Origin of the sequence: Bordetella petrii (genome assembly GCF_020991325.1) — a bacterium.
In the GTDB taxonomy this organism is placed as follows: Bacteria; Pseudomonadota; Gammaproteobacteria; order Burkholderiales; family Burkholderiaceae_B; genus Bordetella_A; species Bordetella_A petrii_E.
In genome coordinates this window covers 1-2,647 of sequence record NZ_JAJMLX010000421.1, presented here as the reverse complement: position 1 = coordinate 2,647, position 2,647 = coordinate 1, and the positions used below count along the sequence as shown (strand labels likewise).

The 2,647-nt window shown below is 69.0% G+C and carries 2 protein-coding genes and 1 pseudogene; all 3 read right to left on the bottom strand.

Going from position 1 to position 2,647, the window contains the following annotated elements:
• Nucleotides 1-303: pseudogene (locus tag LPZ50_RS23970) on the bottom strand (hypothetical protein); the annotation flags it as partial.
• Between the two features lie 41 nt (nt 304-344).
• Nucleotides 345-1,727: a sigma-54-dependent transcriptional regulator gene (locus tag LPZ50_RS23965; protein ID WP_230665348.1), complete on the bottom strand. Its 1,383-nt coding sequence runs from the start codon at nt 1,725-1,727 to the stop codon at nt 345-347.
• Nucleotides 1,724-2,647 (bottom strand): sensor histidine kinase (locus LPZ50_RS23960; protein WP_230665347.1); only part of this gene is annotated, 924 nt, incomplete at its 5' end. The genes LPZ50_RS23965 and LPZ50_RS23960, both read right to left, overlap by 4 nt.

Below are 2,647 nucleotides of genomic sequence, written 5' to 3'. Positions count from 1 at the left end.
GGGCGCAAGGCCGGGCAGCAGCGCCTGGCTGGCCAACACACCGAACGGGCAGTCCAGCGCGCCGTTGGCGTGGTCGGATGCCGGGCCTGCCGGCTTGCCGGGCACGTCCAGCAGCAGGGACGTGGCGGGGCCGGAACCCGTGCATAGCGTCAGCGCGACCTGGCCGCTGCGCGTTGCCGATGGCCCGGGCATGTAGCCGGCCGGAATGGCGGCGCGGCAGAACAACGCCACGATCGCCAGGCAGACGATCATGCGCCAGGCCTGTGCGGCCAATGGCAGGGCGGGGTTCCGGCGGCGGGTCATGCAGAGAATTCTAGTACAGATGCCGGCCGCCGATGCGGTGCCTAGTCGGGCCGCGTGGCGCGGGTTTTCGCATAGGCCTGCCGGTCGATGCCGTGGCGCTGCAGCTTGTCGTAGAAGGTCTTGCGGGGCAGGCCCAGGTCTTGCAGCGTGGCCTTGATGTCGCCCTGGTGGCGTGCCAGGGCCTCGCGGATCAGGCGGGCTTCGTGCTCTTCCATTTGGCGGGGCAGGCTTGGCAAGGCGGCGCCGGCCGGTGGCGCGCCGGCCGGCGCGGCATCGGGCAGCACGCCCAGCACGAAGCGTTCGGCAAAATGCGCCAGTTCGCGGATATTGCCGGGCCAGTGATGCTGCAGCAGGTGTTGCCGCACGGCGGCGGTAAGCGGCGGCACGTCGCGCTGGAAGCGCTGCGCGGCGCGGCCGGCATGGTGCGCGAACAGCAGGGGAATGTCGTCGCGGCGTTCGCGCAGGGGCGGCAGGTGGATGGTGACCACGTTCAAGCGGTAGTAAAGGTCTTCCCGGAAGCTTTCCCGCATCGAGGCCTGGCCCAGGTCGACCTTGGTGGCGGCCACCACGCGCAAGTCCACCGGGCGGATGTCGTTGGTGCCCAGCGGCGCCACCTGCCGGGTTTCCAGCACGCGCAGCAGCTTTACCTGCATGGCGGGCGGCATGCTTTCGATTTCGTCCAGGAACAAGGTGCCGCCGTTGGCGTGTTCAATGCGGCCGATGCGTTTTTTCTGGGCGCCGGTGAACGCGCCGGGCTCGTGGCCGAACAGCTCGCTTTCGATCACGCTTTCCGGCAGCGCGCCGCAGTTGATGGCCACCAGCGGATGGTGCCTGCGGCGGCTAAGTTGGTGCAGCAAGGTGGCCACCACTTCCTTGCCGGTGCCGGTTTCGCCTTCGATCAGCACGTCGACATTGGCATCGGCAATGTGGCGCAGCGTGTGCCGCACGCGCTCCATGGCCGGCGTGTCGCCGATGAAGGCCAGGTCGCCGGCGGCGTCCTGGTCGATGGCGTGGCGCAGCCTGCGGTTGGCCAGCACCAGGCGGCGTTTCTCGGCGGCGCGCGCGATGGCGGCAATCAGCAATTCGCCGGGATACGGTTTGTTGATGACATCGTAGGCGCCGTCGTGCATGGCCTGCACCGCCAGGGGCACGTCCAGGTGGCCGCTGATGAGTATGACGGGGATGTCGGCGTCGATGGCGCGCACGCGCTCGAACAGTTGCAGGCCGTCTATGCCTGGCATGCGCACGTCGGTGACCAGCACGCCGCCGAACTCGCGGTCCAGGTCCTGCAGCGCCGTGGCGGCCGAGGCGTGGGGGCGCACGTGCATATCGTGCAGCCGCAGGGTTTGCACGGTGGCTTGCAGCAGGTCGGTGTCGTCGTCGACGAAAACGACTTCAATAGGGGCGGAAGTATCGGGGTTCATGGCAAGGTGCGGTGTCGGTCTTCATCCGGCTGGCCGGCGGCGCGGCGCAGCGTCACGACGAAGCAGGCTCCGGTGGCGGGGGACGGGGGCGTGGCGGCATGCAGGGTGCCGCCGAACTCGGCCAGCAGGTCGCGCGAGATGACCAGCCCCAGGCCCAGGCCTTCCGGCTTGGTGGTATGAAACGGCGTGAACAGGCGCGCGCGCACTTCGTCCGGCAGGCCCGGCCCGTTGTCCTGGATACTGACGGCAACTGTATCGGCATGGGTTTCCATGACGATGCCAAGCCGGGCAGGCTGGCCTGGGCAGGCCGCCATGGCGTCCAGCGCATTCTGCAGCAGGTTGGCGAATACCTGTTCCAGGCGCATGCGGTCGGCCCAGACCCGCAAGGTAGGGGGCGGGGCGGCAAAGCGCAGGTCGACGTTCTCGCGCTTGATGCGCGGCGAGGCCAGCATCAGCGCGCCGTCCAGTGCATCGGCCAGGGCTATGGCGGCCACGCCGCTGCCCTGTTTGCGCGAGAACGCGCGCAGTTCGCTGGTAATGCCGCCGATGCGGTCGGTCAGGCGCGCGATATTGTGCAGGTTGCTGTGCACGGTGTCGGTGTCGGCGCGCTGCAGGAAGGCCACCGAGTTGTCGGCATAGTTGCGGATGGCGGCCAGGGGCTGGTTGATTTCGTGCGCCACGCCCGCGGTCACCTGGCCCAGCAGGGTCAGCTTGTTGGCCTGCACCAGTTCGTCCTGCATCTGGTGCAGGCGGGCCTCGGTGCGCTGGCGCTCGTCCATTTGCGCCAGCAATTCACGGTTGCTTTGGTCCAGCTGCTGCGTGCGTTGCCGCACCTGCGCTTCCAGTTCCTGGTTGCGCCGGGCTTGTTCGCTGGCCTGGCGGTGGGCGCGGCGCCGGCGGCGGTAGCCCAGCGCGGCCAG

Coding starts and splice junctions, on each gene's coding strand:
- LPZ50_RS23965 (WP_230665348.1), bottom strand. CDS start 1,727: ATGAACCCCGATACTTCCGCCCCTATTGAAGTCGTTTTCGTCGACGAC.